General features: G+C 72.0%; 16 protein-coding genes. 13 read left to right on the top strand and 3 right to left on the bottom strand.

The genetic code is table 11. The features are described from left to right. The first annotated feature begins 23 nt into the window (after positions 1-23). From alaS to AB0G50_RS22595, 4 genes are read left to right on the top strand one after another with little or no spacing between them, the layout of a single operon-like run. Positions 24-2696: an alanine--tRNA ligase gene (alaS, locus tag AB0G50_RS22610; RefSeq protein WP_360111835.1), complete on the top strand. Its 2673-nt coding sequence runs from the start codon at positions 24-26 to the stop codon at positions 2694-2696. Continuing rightward, positions 2683-3198: a Holliday junction resolvase RuvX gene (ruvX, locus tag AB0G50_RS22605; RefSeq protein WP_360111833.1), complete on the top strand. Its 516-nt coding sequence runs from the start codon at positions 2683-2685 to the stop codon at positions 3196-3198. The genes alaS and ruvX overlap by 14 nt, the downstream gene beginning before the upstream one ends. Beyond that, positions 3195-4385, top strand: a complete 1191-nt coding sequence (gene mltG / locus AB0G50_RS22600) for an endolytic transglycosylase MltG (RefSeq protein WP_360111831.1) — start codon at positions 3195-3197, stop codon at positions 4383-4385. Before ruvX ends, mltG begins: the two co-directional genes overlap by 4 nt. Positions 4386-4387: 2 nt before the next feature. Beyond that, positions 4388-5224, top strand: coding sequence for a shikimate dehydrogenase (locus tag AB0G50_RS22595; protein ID WP_360111829.1), 837 nt, complete (start codon positions 4388-4390; stop codon positions 5222-5224). Between the two features lie 85 nt (positions 5225-5309). Here the strand turns inward: AB0G50_RS22595 and AB0G50_RS22590 are convergent, their stop codons facing one another. The 3 genes from AB0G50_RS22590 to AB0G50_RS22580 are packed head-to-tail and all read right to left on the bottom strand — an operon-like array spanning position 5310 to position 7676. Beyond that, positions 5310-5579, bottom strand: coding sequence for an HPr family phosphocarrier protein (locus tag AB0G50_RS22590; protein ID WP_360111827.1), 270 nt, complete (start codon positions 5577-5579; stop codon positions 5310-5312). A gap of 28 nt (positions 5580-5607) precedes the next feature. Beyond that, entirely contained in the window at positions 5608-6912 is a 1305-nt protein-coding gene (locus tag AB0G50_RS22585; protein ID WP_360111825.1) for a PTS transporter subunit EIIC, read from the bottom strand. Next, on the bottom strand, positions 6909-7676 hold the full coding sequence (locus AB0G50_RS22580; protein ID WP_360111823.1) for a GntR family transcriptional regulator: 768 nt from the start codon (positions 7674-7676) through the stop codon (positions 6909-6911). Before AB0G50_RS22580 ends, AB0G50_RS22585 begins: the two co-directional genes overlap by 4 nt. Positions 7677-7841: 165 nt before the next feature. Here AB0G50_RS22580 and AB0G50_RS22575 point away from each other — a divergent pair, with 165 nt between their 5' ends. The 9 genes from AB0G50_RS22575 to AB0G50_RS22535 all read left to right on the top strand — a co-directional run bounded on the left by AB0G50_RS22575 (position 7842) and on the right by AB0G50_RS22535 (position 16963). Continuing rightward, entirely contained in the window at positions 7842-8078 is a 237-nt protein-coding gene (locus AB0G50_RS22575) for a PTS glucose/sucrose transporter subunit IIB (RefSeq protein WP_360111821.1), read from the top strand. Next, positions 8075-8527 carry a PTS glucose transporter subunit IIA gene (locus AB0G50_RS22570; protein WP_360111819.1) on the top strand — a complete coding sequence of 151 codons (453 nt, stop codon included), beginning with the start codon at positions 8075-8077 and terminating at the stop codon, positions 8525-8527. The genes AB0G50_RS22575 and AB0G50_RS22570 overlap by 4 nt, the downstream gene beginning before the upstream one ends. A 103-nt stretch (positions 8528-8630) precedes the next feature. Further along, on the top strand, positions 8631-9170 hold the full coding sequence (locus AB0G50_RS22565) for a prepilin peptidase (RefSeq protein WP_360111817.1): 540 nt from the start codon (positions 8631-8633) through the stop codon (positions 9168-9170). A gap of 1740 nt (positions 9171-10910) precedes the next feature. Then, on the top strand, positions 10911-12110 hold the full coding sequence (aroC, locus tag AB0G50_RS22560; protein ID WP_360111815.1) for a chorismate synthase: 1200 nt from the start codon (positions 10911-10913) through the stop codon (positions 12108-12110). Beyond that, entirely contained in the window at positions 12107-12610 is a 504-nt protein-coding gene (locus tag AB0G50_RS22555) for a shikimate kinase (protein WP_360111813.1), read from the top strand. The genes aroC and AB0G50_RS22555 overlap by 4 nt, the downstream gene beginning before the upstream one ends. Further along, positions 12601-13635, top strand: coding sequence for a crosslink repair DNA glycosylase YcaQ family protein (locus AB0G50_RS22550; protein WP_360111811.1), 1035 nt, complete (start codon positions 12601-12603; stop codon positions 13633-13635). Before AB0G50_RS22555 ends, AB0G50_RS22550 begins: the two co-directional genes overlap by 10 nt. 19 nt (positions 13636-13654) lie before the next feature. Beyond that, positions 13655-14761 (top strand): 3-dehydroquinate synthase, encoded by a 1107-nt coding sequence (aroB, locus tag AB0G50_RS22545; protein ID WP_360111809.1) that lies wholly within the window; start codon positions 13655-13657, stop codon positions 14759-14761. Beyond that, positions 14758-15201, top strand: a complete 444-nt coding sequence (aroQ, locus tag AB0G50_RS22540) for a type II 3-dehydroquinate dehydratase (protein WP_360111807.1) — start codon at positions 14758-14760, stop codon at positions 15199-15201. The genes aroB and aroQ overlap by 4 nt, the downstream gene beginning before the upstream one ends. A 286-nt stretch (positions 15202-15487) precedes the next feature. After that, the gene (locus tag AB0G50_RS22535; protein WP_360111805.1) at positions 15488-16963 is read left to right on the top strand and encodes a beta-xylosidase; all 1476 of its coding nucleotides are present in this window, start codon (positions 15488-15490) and stop codon (positions 16961-16963) included. Positions 16964-17521 lie beyond the last annotated feature (558 nt).

Below are 17521 nucleotides of genomic sequence, written 5' to 3'. Positions count from 1 at the left end.
CCACGACACACGAGGAAAGACCCGTGCAGACCCACGAGATCGTCAAGCGCTTCCGCGAGCACTTCGAGAACGCCGGCCACAAGTACGTCCCCAGCGCCCCGCTGCTGGTGGACGACCCGAACCTGCTGTTCGTCAACGCCGGCATGGTGCCCTTCAAGCCCTACTTCCTCGGTGAGGCCCCGCCGCCCGCCCCGCGGATGACCAGCGTGCAGAAGTGCGTGCGCACGCCGGACATCGACGAGGTCGGCAAGACGACCCGGCACCTCACGTTCTTCCAGATGGCCGGCAACTTCTCGCTCGGCGACTACTTCAAGGAAGACGCCATCCGGCTCGCCTGGGACCTGGTGACGCGCTCCCAGGCCGACGGCGGCTACGGCTTCGACCCCGAGCGGCTCTGGGTGACCGTCTACCTGGACGACGACGAGGCCGCCGACCTGTGGCAGAAGGTCGCGGGCCTGCCGCCGGAGCGCATCCAGCGCCGGGGGATCGAGGACAACTACTGGTCGATGGGCGTGCCCGGCCCGTGCGGCCCGTGCTCCGAGATCTACTACGACCGGGGTCCCGAGTACGGCCGCGAGGGCGGTCCGGTCGTGGACGAGGACCGGTACCTCGAGATCTGGAACCTGGTGTTCATGCAGAACATCCGGGGTGAGGGCGGCGCCAAGAAGGACTACCCGATCCTGGGCGAGCTGCCGTCGAAGAACATCGACACCGGCATGGGCGTCGAGCGGGTCGCGTTCCTGCTCCAGGGCGTGGACAACGTCTACGAGACCGACCTGGTGCGCGCGGTGATCACCAAGGCCGAGGAGCTGTCCGGCCGGAAGTACGGCGCGAACGAGACCGACGACGTCCGGTTCCGGGTCATCGCCGACCACGCCCGCAGCGGTGTGCTGCTGGTCGGCGACGGCGTCACGCCCGGCAACGAGGCCCGCGGCTACGTGCTGCGCCGGCTGCTGCGCCGCATCGTGCGCTCGTCGCGGCTGCTGGGCGTGACGGAGCCGGTGCTGACCACGTTCGCCGCCGTCGTGCGCGACACGATGGGCCCGTCCTACCCCGAGCTGGTGTCCGGCTTCGCCCGCATCGAGCAGGTGCTCAAGGCCGAGGAGGACACGTTCCTCCGCACGCTCGACGCCGGCTCGCGGATCTTCGAGACCGCCGCCGGCGCCGTGAAGGCCGACGGACGGGCCATCCTGCCCGGCGACCAGGCCTTCCAGCTGCACGACACCTACGGCTTCCCCATCGACCTCACCCTGGAGATGGCCGCCGAGGCCGGTCTGTCCGTGGACGAGGCCGGGTTCCGCAAGCTGATGGCCGAGCAGCGCGCCCGCGCCAAGGCCGACGCCGCCGGCAAGAAGACCGGGCACGGCGACCAGACCGCGTACCGCGAGCTGCTGGAGCAGGGGCCGACCGAGTTCACCGGCTACACGGAGCTGGCCTCCGAGGCCACCGTGCGCGGCATCCTGAGCGAGGGCAAGCGGATCCGCAGTGCCCGCGAGGGCGACATCGTGGAGGTCGTGCTCGACCGCACCCCGCTCTACGCCGAGTCCGGCGGCCAGGAGAGCGACGCCGGCGTGATCGTCTCCGGCGGCGCCGAACTGGAGGTCGTGGACGTGCAGAAGGTGGCCCGCAAGCTGTGGGTGCACCAGGTGCGCGTGCTGTCCGGCGAGATCGCCGAGGGCGAGCACGTCGAGGCCCGCGTGGACCAGGAGTGGCGCGTGGGCGCCCGCCAGGGCCACTCGGGCACGCACGTCGTGCACGCCGCCCTGCGCCAGGTGCTCGGCCCGTCGGCCCTCCAGAGCGGCTCGTACAACAAGCCCGGCTACCTGCGGCTCGACTTCGCCTGGACCGGCGGCCTGTCCGAGGCCACCCGCAGCGAGATCGAGGAGGTCTCGAACCTGGCCGTCCGCAAGGACCTGCCGGTGCGCGTGGTGTACACCGACATGGGCGGCGCCCAGGAGCTCGGCGCGGTGGCCCTGTTCGGCGAGACCTACGACGACACGGTGCGCGTGGTCGAGATCGGCGGACCGTGGTCGCGCGAGCTGTGCGGTGGCACGCACGTCGAGCACTCGTCCCAGATCGGGCCCATCACGGTCATCGGGGAGTCGTCGGTCGGCTCCGGGGTGCGCCGGCTGGAGGCCTACGTCGGCATCGAGGCCTTCCAGTACCTGGCCCGCGAACGCGCCCTGGTGCAGAACGTGGCCGCGCTGCTGAAGGTCCCGGACGCCGAGGTGCCCGGCCGGGTGGAAGCCCTGGTCGAGCGGCTGCGGGTGGCCGAGAAGGAGCTGGAGCGGCTCAGGTCCGCCCAGCTGCTGTCGGACGCCGGCTCGCTGGCCGACCAGGCCCTGGACGTGCGCGGGGTGTCGTTCGTCGGCCTCGCGCTGCCCGAGGGCACCTCCGGCGGCGACCTGCGGACCATCGCCTCCGAGGTGCGCAACCGGCTCGGTGCCAAGGCCGGCGTCGTCGGCCTGTTCGCCCCGGACGGCGACAAGGTCAGCTTCGTCGTGGCCACCACGTCGGCCGCCCGCGACCTCGGGTTGGCCGCGGGCAAGCTGGTGCCGTCGTTCGCCCCGGCCGTCGGCGGTCGCGGTGGCGGCAAGCCGGACCTGGCCCAGGGCGGCGGCACGAACCCGGCGGGTGTGGCCGAGGCCCTCACGGCCCTGCGCGCCGAGGTGGACCGCGCCCTTGAGCAGCGCTGACCGGGCGGGCGTCGACGATCCCGGCCTCGGTCGGAGGCTGGGCGTCGACGTCGGCTCGGTGCGGGTAGGGGTCGCTTTGTCGGATCCGGGGGCGTTTCTGGCGACGCCACTGGTTACCCTGTCGCGTGACGAGAAGACCGGCCGGGACCTGGCGGACCTGACCGGGCTCGTCGCCGAGCACGACGTGGTCGAGGTCGTGGTCGGGTTGCCCCGAACCCTGGCCGGCAAGCACGGCCCCGCGGCGGAGGCGGCGACGACCTACGCGACGGCGCTGGCCGAGCGGGTCGCCCCGGTTCCGGTGCGCCTGCACGACGAGCGGTTGACCACCGTCACGGCGAGCAGGGTGCTGGCGGAGCGAGGTGTCCGTGGCAAGAGGCAACGTGCTGTCGTGGACCAGGCGGCTGCGGTCGAGATCCTCCAGTCCTGGCTCGACGCACGGGCGCGATACGTGGCCCGTTCCGCCGACGAGGACCGGGCCGAGGGAGATGGAGCCCGCTCGTGAGCGACGACCTCGGGTTGTTCGAGGACCCTGACGCGCGCGACGACCGCCCGCGGTCCGGGCGCAGGCGCAAGCGCAAGACCGCCCTCTGGGTGGTCGTCGCGCTGGTGCTCGCCGTGGGCGGGTTCGGTGCGTACTACGGGTACCAGACGCTGAGCGGGATCGGCTCGTACGAGGACTTCCCCGGCGCCGGCGACACGGACGTCGTGGTCGAGGTCAAGGACGGCGACCTCGTGTCGTCGATCGCCACGACGCTCCAGCAGAGCGGTGTGGTGGCGAGCGCGCGCGCGTTCACCGAGGCGGGCAAGGACGACGCCAGGGTCACCGCGATCCAGCCCGGCTTCTACCTGATGAAGACCAAGATGTCCGGCACCGCCGCGGTGACCAGGATGGTCGACCCGAAGACCAAGGTCGTGCCGCTGGAGATCAAGGGCGGCAACGTCCTGCACGACATCACCGCGATCGACGGCAAGACCACCAAGGGCATCCTGTCGATGATGTCCGACGCGTCGTGCGTCGAACTGGACGGCGCCAAGAAGTGCGTGACGACGCAGGAGTTGCGCACCGCCGCCGAAACCGCCGACCCGGCCGCGCTGGGCATCCCGGAGTGGGCGCGGGCCGACGTGGCCAAGGCGCCCAAGGAGCACCGCCTCGAAGGCCTGATCGTGCCGGGCAAGTACAGCGTGAAGCCGGGCGCGTCGGCGCCGGACATCCTCAAGGCGGTCATCCAGACCTCCGCCACCCGGTTGCAGGGTTACGGCATCCCGTCCGGCACCAAGGACACCGGCTTCCGGCCGTACGAGGTGCTGGTGATCGCCTCCCTGGTGGAGAAGGAAGGCCTGGAGAAGGACTTCGGCAAGGTTTCCGAGGTCATCTACAACCGGCTGAAGATCTCCCAGATCCTCCAGTTCGACTCGACGGTCAACTACGGCCTCGACCGCCCGACCATCACCACCAGCGACGAGGACCGGCAGAAGTCCGGTCCCTACAACACCTACAGCTCCCCGGGGCTGCCGCCGACGCCGATCGGCTCGCCGAGCCAGGCCGCGTTGAAGGCGGCGATCACCCCGGAGAAGGGCGACCTGCTCTACTTCGTGGTGTGCCAGAAGGACGGCACGAGCTGCTTCTCCACCAACCTGACCGACCACGAGAAGTTGGTGGCGAAAGCCCACGCGGAAGGCGTTTTCTGACCGTGGGCAGGCAAGCGGCGGTCATCGGCTCACCGGTGGCCCACTCCCTGTCGCCCGTGCTGCACAACGCGGCGTTCGAGGCGCTCGGCCTGACCTCGTGGTCCTACACCAGGATCGAGTGCGTGGCGAACGACGTGCCGGCGCTCGTGCACGGGCTGGACGAGTCGTGGGCCGGGCTCTCGGTGACCATGCCGAACAAGCGGGCCGCGCTCGCGGTCGCGTCGGTGCCGACCTCGCGCGCGTCCCTGGTGGGCGCGGCGAACACCCTGGTGCCGTCCGAGGCCGGCTGGGTGGCCGACTGCACGGACGTCGACGGCGTGGTGGGAGCGTTGCGCGCCAACGGTTTCACCACGGGCTCGACGGCGTTGCTGCTGGGCGCGGGCGGCACCGCGACGGCCGCCCTGGTGGGGCTGGCGTCGGTGGGCGTGCGGTCGGCGACGCTGGTCGTCCGGTCGACGGCGCGCGCGGGCGAGGCCGTGGACTGCGCGGTGCGCGCGGGTGTCGAGCTGACCCTGGTTCCCTGGCACGAGGCCGATTTCGGCGCGCTGGCGTCCACTTCGGACGTTCTGGTGAGCACCGTGCCGCCGGCCGCGACCGAGCCGGTCGCCGACGAGCTGGCGCTGGCGCCGTTCGCGCTGGACGTGATCTACCACCCGTGGCCGACGCCGCTGGCGCTGGCCGTCGGCAAGCGCGGCAACGCCCTCGCCACCGGGCTGGACATGTTGCTGCACCAGGCTTTCGGCCAGTCCGAGCAGTTCACCGGCCGGCCCGCGCCGCGCGAGGCGATGCGCGCCGCGTTGCGGGCGGCCACCGGCGACCTCCTGCCGCTCCCGCTGTAGAACCTCTTCCCGGGCGCGGAAAAGCCGGGGTCCTGGCCACGCGAGGGTGTGGTCAGAACCCCGGCTTCCACCGGGGTGAGGGCGGTCAGCCCTCGTCGAGGTCGGTGGCGATGAGCTCCGCGATGGCGTCCAACGCCGCGTCCGCGCCGTCGCCCTCGGCGGCCAGCACGACCTCGTCGCCGTGCATCGCGCCGAGTGTCATGAGACCGAGCACGCTGCCCGCCTCGACCGGTTGGCCGTCCTCCTTGCGGATGGTGACCTTGACCGGTTGTCCCGCCGCCGCCTTGGCCAGCAGTGCCGCCGGTCGGGCGTGCAGTCCGACCTTGCTCGCCACGGTGACCCGTCGCTCAGCCATCGTCCGTCCCTCTCTTGGTTCGATCCGCTCAGGCCGTCGAGGCGTCCGGGCGGCCTTCGCGCCGGTCGCCCGCCTCCGCCTGGGCATCGGCCACGGTGACCACGCTCGGGTCGGCCTCGGGGTCCTCGTCGTCGTCGCGGCCCGGGGTCTTCAGGTTCCACTTGGTGATGGCGAAGCGGAACAGGAAGTAGTAGATCGCGCCGTAGACCACGCCGACCACCAACAACAGCACCGGCTTCTGCGCGACGTTGAAGTTGATGATGTAGTCGATGGCACCGGCGGAGAAGCCGAAGCCGTCGTGGATGCCCAGGGCGTTGCTGACCGCGAGCGAGGTGCCGGTCAGGATCGCGTGGATCACGTACAGCGGCCACGCCACGAACATGAACGCGAACTCGAGCGGCTCGGTGACACCCGTGATGAACGAGGTGAGGGCGGCCGAGGCCATGATGCCGGCGACGATCTTCTTCTGCGCGGGGCGGGCGGTGTGCACGATGGCCAGGGCCGCCGCCGGGAGCGCGAACATGAAGATCGGGAAGAAGCCGGTGAGGAACGTGCCCGCGGTCGGGTCACCCGCGAAGAACCGCGGGATGTCGCCGTGCTTGCCCTCGAAGGTGCCGAAGACCTGCTGCACGAAGGTGTTCGGGATGTGGTGCAGGCCCAGCGGGACCAGGAGCCGGTTCAGCACGCCGTAGATGAACGCGCCGATGATCGTGCTTCCGGTGACCGCCTCGCCGAACCAGGTCAGCGCCTTGTCGAACCACGGGTAGATCAGGCCGAGCACGACGGAGACGGGGATCATCACGGCCGCGACCAGGATCGGCACGAACCGGCGACCACCGAAGAACGCCAGGTACGGCGGCAGCTTGATGCGGTGGTACCGCTGCCACAGCACCGCCGCGATCAGACCGACGATGATGCCCGTGAGCACCCGGTAGTCGATCTGCTGCTGCTTGACGTCCGGTCCCGCGTTCTCGGGGAGCGGGAAGACGAACGGCGAGATGGCCTTGAAGATCGACGTCGTGACGACGTAGCCGACGGCCGCCGCGAGGGCGGTCGAACCGTCGCCGCGACGGGCGAAGCCGATGGCCACACCGATCGCGAACAGCAGCGGCAGGTTGGCGAAGAGAGCATCGCCGGCCGCGCCGATGACCGCCGCGACCTTGATCCAGCCCGCACCGTCCTTGCCGAGCAGATCGGGCTGGCCGAGGCGCAGCAGCAGGCCTGCTACGGGCAGCGCGGCGATCGGCAGCATCAGGCTGCGTCCGAAGCGCTGGATCCCGGCGAGACCCTTGATCTCACGACCGCCGGTCGCCTGTGGGGCGCTGGCGCTCATGGGTTACCTCCCTTGGCGGAGTTCGGTCCGGATTCCGGGTCGGTCCGGTCCAATTGCATGGTCACCTGGTAGAGATCGCCCCGGTACCAGGACGTCATGTCCTCCACGGGCCTGCCCTGGGAGGCGGCGACGCGGCGGAAGACGAGGAGCGAGCTGCCTGTTCTGACGTTCAGCAGCTTGGCGGTTTCGGGGTCCGCGCCCTCGGCCCACACGGTTTGACTCGCGTGGTCGAGCTGGACCCCGTAGGTGTCGGCGATGAGGGTGTAGAGCGATGCGGTCAGGTCGTGCCGGGGCAGGTCCGGGACGACTCTGGGGTTGTACCAGCCGCGTTCGATCGCCAGCGGCACGCCGTCCGCCTTGCGCAGGCGGACGAGCTTGCACGCCGGTTCGTGCGGCGACAGGCCGAGGGAGACGCCGGCCGTGGACGGCGGCACCTCCTCGGCGCAGTCCAGGACCTCCGTCGCGGGGGTGAGCCCGCGCCTGCGCATGTCGTCGGTGAACGACTCCAGGTACAGCTGGGCGTCCAGTCGACGTCGGGCGGTGAACGTCCCCCGCCCCTTCGCCCGGGTCAGCAGACCCTCGGCGACGAGCTGGCCTACCGCTGCGCGCACCGTGATCCGGGACACCCGGTACTGCTGGGCGAGGTCGCGTTCGGACGGGATGGCGGACCCCGGTGGCAGCTCCTGCTCGGCCAGTCTGCGCAGGATGTCGCGCAGCTGGGCGTGCTTCGGCTTGGGGCCGTCGACGATCTCGTCGCGGTTCACGACACCTCCCCTGTGCTCGCATCGACAGACCGGGATTGGTACTTTCCGGTCTAGACCAGTTGGTGCGGGGAGGATGCTCTCCGCGTCAACCGGGTGTCAACCGCCGTTACGGGACCGTGCCCGAGCGGCGGCGCTTCAACCACAGGTGTCGAGAGAGGACGCGAGATGGCTGACGACAGGGCGGAGAAGATCCTCGCCGCGCTCGGCGGTGCGGACAACATCGTCGAGATCGAGCCGTGCATCACGCGGTTGCGCTGCGAGTTGACCGACGGCTCGGTGGTGGACGAGAAGGGCTTGAAGTCGGCCGGTGCGCACGGCGTGATCCGGGCGGGCAACGTGGTCCAGGTCATCGTCGGGCCCGAGGCCGACACGATCGCGAGCGACATCGAGGACCTGCTGTGACGCTGCTCGTGCAGAGCCCGGTCAGCGGGCGCGTGGTGTCGCTGACAGAGGTGCCGGACCCGGTGTTCGCGCAGGCCATGGTGGGTCCGGGCGTCGCGGTGGAACCCGATCGGGCGGCGGCGGACGTCGTCGCGCCGATCGACGGGACGATCGTGACCCTGCACCCGCACGCGTTCGTGGTGGCCTCGCCGGAGGGTGCCGCGGTGCTGGTGCACCTGGGCATCGACACGGTGAAGCGCAAGGGCGAGGGGTTCACCCTGCACGTGGTGAAGGGCGAGGAGGTGCGCGCCGGTCAGCCGGTGGTCACCTGGGACCCGACCGAGATCGAGGCGGCCGGTTTCGCCCCGATCTGCCCGGTGGTGGCGCTCGACGCGACCGCCGAGGTGCTGCTCGACCTCGCGTCCGGCGAGGTGAAGGCCGGCGACCGGCTCTTCACCTGGGAACGCTGACCCGGGGGACCGTCCGACAGTCGACGAACGGGTGCGGGTGAATGGACCATTCACCCGCACTCCCCGTTGTGCCGGTTATGACCACCGGTCCACCCTTGAACCCATGGTCATCACCCGCCCCACCCTCCTGCCCGACCGCCGTGCCGCCGCACTCGCGTGCCTGGTCACCCCGGTCCTGTGGCTGATTTCCCTGACCGTGGCGACTCCACCGTGGACACTCGCCACCCTGGCCGTCGCGACCCTCTCGGTGCCCCTGGTGGCATGGGACCTTATATATGGACGACTGCCGAACGCGTTGACCCTCTCCGGCTACCCGCTCACCGCGGCCGTCCTCCTCGCGTCGTCCTCCGACACCCCCGCCGGCCCAGACCCGTGGCGAGCCACCCTGGGCGGCGCGCTCTTCTTCACGGCCCACCTGGCCATCCACCTCACCGCCCCGTCCTCACTGGGCGGCGGAGACGTGAAGTTGTCCGGTTGGCTAGGCGCCCTCCTGGCCTCCATCTCCTGGCCCTCCCTCCTCCAAGCCACCGCCATCGCCGCCGCGATCACCCTGGCCCTGTCCGTCCGCCACAACCCAAAATCCATCCCCCACGCCCCAGGCCTCCTGATCGCAACCTGGCTAGCCCTCCTCACCACCCCTTGACCACCGCGCCCCTTGACCGCCTGTGCCCCTTGCCCGTCGCGCCCCCTTGCCCGCTGCGCCCCTTCGACCGCCTGCGCCCCCTCGACCGCCGCAGCCCCTGACCACCTGACCTTGCCCAACGTCACCCCTGACCGCCGCTGCCCTTGCCCTACGCAGCCCCTGACCGCCCGCAGCCCTGCCCTGCTCTGACCGGCACCGGCCCTTGCCCGCCGCTGTCCTCGCCCAACGCCACCCTTGACCGCCGCCGCCCTCGACCGCCGCCGCCCTTGCCTGCCGCGGCCTCTGCCCGCCACCCCTGACCGCCGCCACCCCTGACCGCCGCCACCCCTGACCGCCGCCACCCCTGACCGCCGCCACCCCTGACCGCCGCCACCCCTGACCGCCGCCACCCCTGCCTAACACCGCCTCTGCCCGCTGCGGCCTCTGCCCGCCCGCTGCCCCTTGCCCGCCGCTGCTCCTGTGCAACGCCGCCCCTGACCGCCACCGCCCTCACCTGCCGCTACCGCTGCCCGCCGCCTCCGTCCGCTGCGGCTCCTCACCGCCCGCTGCCCTTGCCCTCCGCCACCCCTCACCGCCCGCAGCCCTCGACCGCCGCGGCCCTGACCGCCCGCAGCCTTTGCCCTGCTCTGACCGGCACCGGCCCTTGCCCGCCGCTGTCCTCGCCCAACGACCCTTGCCCGCCTCCGCCCTTGCCTGCCGCGGCCTCTGCCCGCCGCAGCCCTTGCCCGCTTGGCCCTTGCCCAACACGGCCCCTGACCGCCGCGGCCCCTGACCGCCGCCCGCCGCCGCCCCCCGCCCGCCGCTGCCTGTCTCGGCCTCTGACCTCCTGCGGCCCTTGCCCGCCCGCCGCCCTTGCCCAACGCTGCCTCTGCCCAGCCCTGCCCTTGCCCGCCTGCCACCTCTGCCCGCCCGCTGCCCCTTGCCCGCCGCTGCTCTTGTCCAACGCCGCCCCTGACCGCCCGCAGCCCTTGCCCAACGCTGCCCTTGCCCGCCGCCGCACTTCGCCGCCCGCAGCCCTTGCCCGGCCCTGCCCTTGCTCAACCCCGCCCCTGACCGCCGCCGCCCTCGTCCAGCACCAACCCCTGGCCAGCGCCGCCCCTTGACCTGCACCGGGGCTGACCAGCGCTGACCCTCGCCCCTGCCCGCTCCCGCCTGCCCTTCACCCACACACCCGCAGCACCACGCACCTCATCGCCACCCACCCTCAAACCCACACCGCCCACCCCAACGCACCCGCCATCCCCCTCAGCCCCTTCAACCACCCGCCCTCCCGAGCGAACCGCCGCCCCCAATCGCCCACACCCCGACCCTCACGAGCCTCACCACCCACGCCCCGCCCAACCGGTGCCCTGCCCGCTCACGCCCTGCCCCTCGCGGGCTGCGCCAACCCAGGACCCGACCTCGTGCCCGAGCCGCCAGAGCCCCGCCTGCCCGCTCCCGCCTGCCCGGGAGGCCTGACCTGCGAGGCCTTGCCCGAGGCCGGCGTGCGAGCCCCGACCGCCCACCTCTCAGACCCGCACCCCCCACCCGCCCGCCCGACGCTCCGCAAGGAGGCCCGCCACCCACCGTCGCCCGACCACCACCCACGGCAACCAACCCGTACCCATCACCCCCTCCACCCCGAAGCAAGCCCCACCGCGAGCGCCCACCCCACCCCCACCACCACGTCCACCTGTCGGGACCGGTCGGTGGGGTTGACCTGGGACGCTCGGGCCGGGCGCGCTGTGAAAGGATTCGGGGGTGCTGCGCTGGATCACCGCTGGGGAGTCCCACGGACCCGCCCTCGTCGCCGTGCTCGAAGGCATGGTCGCGGGGGTCGAGGTCACCACTGCCGACCTGACCCGCCAACTCGAACGGCGGAGGTTGGGGTTTGGGCGTAGTCCCCGCATGGGGTTCGAGGCCGACGAGGTGGACATCCTCGGTGGCGTGCGGCACGGGCTCACCCAGGGCGGGCCGGTGGCCGTGCGCATCGGCAACACCGAGTGGCCCAAGTGGGAGAAGGTCATGTCGGCCGACCCGGTCGACCCGTCCGAGCTCAAGCCCACCGGGCGCAACGAGGCGCTCACCCGCCCCCGCCCCGGCCACGCCGACCTGCCCGGCATGCAGAAGTTCGGCTTCGACGAGGCACGCCCCGTCCTCGAACGCGCCAGCGCCCGGGAAACCGCCGCCCGCACCGCCCTCGGCACGGTCGCCCGCCACTTCCTCAAGCAGGTCTTCGACGCGGACGTGATCAGCCACGTCGTCTCGATCGGCAAGGCCAAAACCCCCGCCGACGCCCCGGTGCCCGGCCCGGACGACCTGGACCGGGTGGACGAGAGCCCGGTCCGCGCGTTCGACCAGCGCGGCACCGACGCCATGGTCGCCGAGGTCGAGGCGGTCAAGGAGGCCGGCGACACGGTCGGCGGCGTCATCGAGGTCATCGTCTACGGCCTGCCGCCGGGCCTCGGCTCGCACGTGCACTGGGACCGCCGCCTCGACGCACGGCTCGCCGGCGCGCTCATGGGCGTCCAGGCGATGAAGGGCGTCGAGGTCGGCGACGGCTTCACCACCGCCGAGCGCTGGGGCAGTGAGGCACACGACGAGATCGACCGCGGCCCCGGCCCGAAGGGCGTCACCCGCCGCACCAACCGCGCCGGCGGCCTCGAGGGCGGCATCACCAACGGCGAGCCGCTGCGCGTCCGGGTCGCCATGAAGCCGATCTCGACCGTCCCGCGAGCACTGTCCACGGTGGACGTCCGAACGGGAGAGCCGGCCGTCGCCATCCACCAGCGCTCGGACGTGTGCGCGGTGCCCCGCGCGGGCGTGGTGCTGGAGTCCGTCGTCGCGCTGGTGGTCGCCGAGGCGGCGCTGGAGAAGTTCGGCGGGGACTCCATCGCCGAAACCCGGCGCAACGTCGCGTCCTACCTGGAGGCGCTCGAAGCGCGCTGGGAGGGCAGGTGAGCCCCCGCTTCGTCGTGCTCGGCCCACCGGGCGCGGGCAAGACCACCGTGGGCCAACTGCTCGCGCAACGCCTCGACCTGCCGTTCCTGGACTCCGACGAGGTCGTCGTCGACAAAGCCGGCAAGTCCATTTCGGACCTCTTCACCACCGACGGCGAGGAGGTGTTCCGCGCGCTGGAGGCGGACGCCGTCGCCGAGGGCTTGGCGACCCACGACGGCGTGTTGGCGCTCGGCGGGGGAGCGGTGCTCGCGGAAATCACCCGGGAGAGGCTCAAAGGTCACCCGGTCGTGTTCCTCAACGTGGGCATGGCCGAGGGCGTCCGCCGCACCGGCCTGTCCACCGCCCGCCCGCTGCTGGCCGGCGTCAACCCGCGCGCCACGTTCAAGTCGCTGCTGGACGCCCGCCTCCCGCTCTACCGCGAGGTGGCCGCCCTCGAGGTGGTGACCGACAACCTCGAACCGGACGAGGTCGTCGACGCCGTGCTGGCCGCGTGGAGCTGACCCGAGCCCGGGTGTTGGCCCATCGCGCCGCGGCGCAGGGCCTGTCCGAGACAGACCCGTCCCTCGGTGTGCTCGCCCTGGGCGTGGTCGACAGCCCGCCGAACACCGGGCGCGCGGCCATCGCCGTCCGGTCGCCGCACCACGACGAGCCGCTGACCCGAGTCCTGAGCCTGCGCGGCGCGCCGCACCTGCACCGCCCGGCCGACCTGCCACGCCTGCGCGCCGAACTGCGCCCCCGCACCCCGGCCCAGCTGCGGGCGTGGTGCGGCGCGTTCGACCCACCGGACCTCGCGCACCTGGACGTCGTGGTCGAGGCGGTGCACGAGCACTTCCCCGGCGACACCGCCACCAAGGCCGAGCTGTCCGCCGCGCTCACCCCGCACGTGCCGGCCGACATCGCCCCGCACTGCCCGCCGTGCGGCGCGGCGCACGTGGTCGAGGGCCTGTTCCGACTGGCCACCCTGCTCGCCGGCGTCGAACTGGAACCCCGCGGCGCGAAGCTCGTCTTCCGCCGCCCGACAGCCCTCCCGGAACCGACCGACCCGACCGGCCCGACCCTGCTGCGCGACTACGCGCGGTTCGTCGGCCCGTTCACCGAGGCGGACGCGGAGAGGTGGCTGGGCGCCCCGCCGTCGTCCCGGCCCGACACGACCCCGGTCACGGTGGCCGGCAAAACGCTCCTGACCTGCGACGACATGCCCGAGGCGACCGAGGCGACCGAGCCGCCGGCCGGCCTGCTGCTGTTCCCGCGCGACCCGTACCTGCTCGGCCCGAGGTGGCTCGTCGCCGAGCCGGACGTGGCGAAGCGGGTGTGGCGACCGGTCGGCAGCCCGGGCGCGCTGGTGCTGCACGGCCGGGTCGCGGGCGCGTGGCGGCACGCGATCAGCGGCCGGACGATGACCTTCCGGGTCGAGGGCTGGTCGAAGGTCAAGGGCGCGGCGCGCGCGGCGGTGAAGGACCAGGCCGACGTGCTCGCCGGGGTGTGGGGCGGCAACGCCCTCGAAGCGGTGGTGGTCGAATGGTGACCCGACGAGGGGAGTGGTGATGGGCGAGCCGGTGCGGATCCGGGTGGCCGCGGAGCAGCCGTACGAGGTCCTGGTGGGCCGAGGCCTGCTCGGTGACCTGGTGGAGGTGCTGCGGGGCACGGCCAAGGCGGCGATCATCCACACGGCGACGCTCGCGGAAACCGCCGAGGCGGTCCGCGAGGAGTTGGCCGGTGCGGGCGTCGACGCGCACCGCGTGGAGGTCCCGGACGCCGAGGACGGCAAGGACCTGCGGGTCGCCGGGTACCTCTGGGACGTGTTCGGCCAGATCGGCCTGGGCCGCCAGGACGCGGTGATCGGGCTCGGCGGCGGCGCGGTGACCGACCTCGCCGGGTTCGTCGCGTCCACCTGGATGCGCGGCGTGAAGCTGGTCAACGTGCCGACGACGCTGCTCGGCATGGTCGACGCGGCGGTGGGCGGCAAGACGGGCATCAACACCGACGCGGGCAAGAACCTCGTCGGCACGTTCTACGAGCCGACCGCCGTGCTGGTGGACCTGGCCACGCTGGAGACGTTGCCGCGCAACGAACTCGTCGCCGGCATGGCCGAGATCGTCAAGGGCGGCTTCATCGCCGACCCGGTGATCCTCGACCTGATCGAGGCCGACCCGGCCGCCGCGCTCGACCCGACGGGCGAGGTGATCGGGGAACTGGTCCGGCGCAAGATCCGGATCAAGGCCGACGTGGTGTCCTCCGACCTGCGCGAGTCCGACCTGCGCGAGGTGCTGAACTACGGCCACACCCTGGGCCACGCCATCGAACGCCGCGAGCGCTACCGCTGGCGCCACGGCGCGGCGATCAGCGTGGGCCTGGTGTTCGCCGCCGAACTGGCCCGGTTGGCCGGCCGCCTGGACGACGCCACCGCCGACCGCCACCGCGCCGTCCTGACCTCGCTCGGCCTGCCGGTCCAGTACGACCCGGACGCCCTGCCGCAGCTGCTGGAGGGCATGCGCTCGGACAAGAAGAACCGGGCGGGCGTCCTGCGCTTCGTGGTCCTGGACGGCCTGGCCAAGCCGGGTCGCCTGGAAGGCCCCGACCCGTCCCTGATCGCGGCGGCCTACTCGGCGGTGGCCGCGGAGCCGAGGTCCGGCGGGAGCATCCTCCTGTGACCCCGCCACCCGCCAGGGTCCTGGTCCTCAACGGCCCGAACCTGGGCCGGCTCGGCACCCGCGAACCGGACGTCTACGGCCGCACGACGTACGCGGACCTGGTGTCGCTGTGCGAGCGGACGGGTCGCGACCTGGGCGTGGAGGTGGAGGTCCGGCAAACGGACTTCGAGGGCGAAATGCTCACCTGGCTCCACGAAGCCGCCGACACCACCACCCCGGTGGCCCTGAACCCGGCCGCCTGGACCCACTACTCCATCGCGGTCCGCGACGCGTGCAGCCAACTCACGGCCCGCCTGGTCGAGGTCCACATCTCGAACGTCCACAAGCGCGAGGAGTTCCGCGCCCACAGCTACATCTCCCCGGTGGCCGACGGCGTGATCGCCGGCCTGGGAATCCAGGGCTACCCGTTGGCGATCCGCTGGCTGGCCCAAAACCCCTGACTCCACAAGGATCGTTCACTCACCCCCTCGTAGCATCGTTCAACAATCCCCCCCACCCCGTCGTGATCACCCCGCCCAGGTGGCGTGATCACGACGGGTCGCGGACGAATCGACCGGGTGCTCTTTCGATGTCGCCCGACAAGGTGAGTTGATCTCTACACTGAACCCGAGCCCGGGATCGCACGTCTTCCCGGTGTCGCCTCCGGCTCGGCAGAAGTGGAGATCCCCCCGCATGGCCAGGCCTGATCGGGGAATGGCGCGGTTTCTCCGGTGCGCACTCGGGTGCGTGCTCGTCGGCACGTCGGTGGCGGGCTGCACGGCGGACCCGGGCGAATCCGTCCTCGAGAAGCCGACGGCCAGTGCGGAGGCCACCCCGAGCGCGGCCGAACCCGCGGGCCCGCAGCCGGGCGCGCCCGTCGTGCTGTTCACCGACCGCCCCCGCAAGAGCGGCATCGTCGCGGCCGGCGGCGGGGACTCGCCGTACAACTACGGCCCGACCGTCGTGGTCGACCGCGGCAGGCACCGGATGTGGTGGTGCAGCCAACTGGGCATAGCCGCCCCGGCGGGTGACGACCTGCTCTACGCCGAGAGCACCGGCCCCGACGGCCCCTTCGCCGCCCCGAGCGGCGCCGCCGCCGTCCCGGTGCTCTCCGGCAGCGTCACGGGTTTCGACGGCGAGCACACCTGCGACCCGTCGGTGGTCAAGGTCGGCACGACCTACTACCTGTACTACACCGGCGCGGCGGGCGAGCACGCGCACGGCAACGCCATCGGCGTCGCCACCAGCAACGACGGCCTGGCCTGGTCCCGGGCCGCGAACGGCAAACCGATCGTCAGCCCGTCCTACGACACCATCCGCGACAACACCTACGGCGCGGGCCAACCGTCGGTCCTGTTCCTGGACGGCTGGTTCTACCTGATGTTCACCGACACCTCCGGCACCGCCGCCGGCTGGAACGGCGCGGGCCAGTTCGTGCTCAGGTCCAAGTCCCCGACCTTCGCCACCGACGTGGAAGCACTGGGCCCCAAGGGTTTCACCACCACCCCGGACACCCACGGGAAGCGCGAGCGCTCCGTCGTCGACGCCTTCAGTGCCGACTGGGCCTACATCGACGCCCTGGACGCCTTCGTCATCGCCCACGAAACCGACGACGGCACCACCCTCACCTTCTGGAACCGCGACTTCACCGCGAACCCCTTCCAGCAGACGACCATCCCCGGCCCGTGGCGCGAGGGTCCGGGCCTGGTCCGCACCCCGGACGGCCACCTGCCGATCTCCACCGAGGACCCGTGCGGCCGACTCCCGTTCGACGTGGTCCGCGCGACCGTCGACGGCTGGGCGGGAGCCCCGACCGACCTGTCCCACTTCGGCCTGGACGTCGTGGGCGCCCCGGGCTGCACCACGACGACCTCGGCGAAGGTCCTGGACGGTTTCGCCGTGCCGTCACCGGAGAACACCGTCGACCTGGTGGTGGGGGAGCAGGTGGTCAGGGTGGAACGCCGCTCGGTCACCGACCGCCTGGCCACGAGAATCCTCGACCACCGCCCCCCGATCGTGGACCGACTCCCGGTGGTGGCCCACATCCCGGCAGGCGCGAAGGCCGTGAGCTCCCCGTCGGGCGAGGTGGCCCTGATCCTGGACCAGGACAAGCTGTGGCTGATCGGCGCGGCGGAAGTCGCCGCCCTGAACTCCTCCCCGATCACCCCGGTACCCCAGGAAACCTGGGACGCCTTCACGAAGGCCGGCGACCTCCGCCGCTGACACGGCGCGCGGAAAACGCCCCACCAACACCCATCCCGACCGCAGCGGTCACCAACACCACCAACGCGGTGAACGCGGCCCCACCACTCAACGCCGCCCCCAACGCCTCAACCCCGGTCCGATCGACCAACAAGGAAGCCCCGACCACCCCAAGCCCGCCGGCCAACGGCCCGGCGACGAGCGAAGCGAAGAACCACACCATCCCCCGCCCCTCAAGCCCCCGCCAAGCGTCCAACGCCCCCCACAACACCCCAACCACCACCAACAACGCCAACGCGATGTACCGAACCCCACCCCCCGCCCCAGGACTCCACACCGCAACCGCCGCAACCCCGACCTGAACCCCGCCGTGCAACAACCCCATCCCCACCCCACGCCCAACCCAAGCACCCATACCCGCAGCCTAGAACCCACCACCCACCAGCCGCGCAGCGCAAACCCCCAGTGCTGTGTTTCCCTCCCGTATGGCCCGGGCGAAGCCCAACCACATTTGGCACGGGGGCGCCGCAACTCTCAGGTAGCAAAACAAATTACACAAGGCCGCCCCCCCGAGCCAAA

The organism is Actinosynnema sp. NPDC020468 (genome assembly GCF_040642015.1).
Classification (GTDB): Bacteria; Actinomycetota; Actinomycetes; order Mycobacteriales; family Pseudonocardiaceae; genus Actinosynnema.
Note: the sequence above shows the minus strand (reverse complement) of the source record. Positions and strands in the feature narration are given on the sequence as shown.